The sequence below is a fragment of the Tamlana crocina genome (genome assembly GCF_012037625.1).
The window spans coordinates 1-515 of the sequence record NZ_JAAVJS010000147.1 but is presented as its reverse complement, the minus strand read 5'-3'; the positions used below and the strand labels follow the sequence as shown (position 1 = coordinate 515).

Sequence of the window (515 nt, the reverse complement as noted above, 5' to 3'; positions counted from 1 at the left end):
ATAATTGACCTGAAGTACCTTTCCTTCCAGGTCCTCATCAAGGACTGCAACTTTATCTCCGGGTTTAAACATCTTATTTATTGCTATTGTTGATCTCCTCTTCCTCCGGGTCTTTTTTATGATCATCTTTTGTTTCTACCCAAAAATTTGTTGCCCGATACAATCCAAACATAAGGAGTACCAGCCCCAGGATCATTGCGTAAACATTCCTCTCTTCTCCCGAAATTTCAAAAAGCAGGATCGCACCTCCCACTACTATGAACAGAGAATTCCAGAATTGCGAAGATGGTTTTTTCATAATTATTTGTTTACCAATGAATTAAAAATAAAAAAGAATAGTAACTTGAAGTTATCAACTGCGAATTTCGGGAAAATGCGAGGATTTTTAGTGATTACTGCTCTTTTATTTGCGTTGCAAAACAGTTTTGCCCAACTATCGGTTAAACCTTCAAAAGACGGAACTAAAAGTAATTATCTCTATGTAAAAGAGGATCTGCTTTTTGTTCAGAAGGATA

The 515-nt window shown here is 36.3% G+C and carries 1 protein-coding gene; it reads left to right on the top strand.

Annotated elements, in window-relative coordinates:
• Positions 1-304: 304 nt before the first annotated feature.
• A partial coding sequence (locus tag HC176_RS19680) for a hypothetical protein (protein ID WP_209309752.1) occupies positions 305-515 on the top strand: 211 nt, incomplete at its 3' end.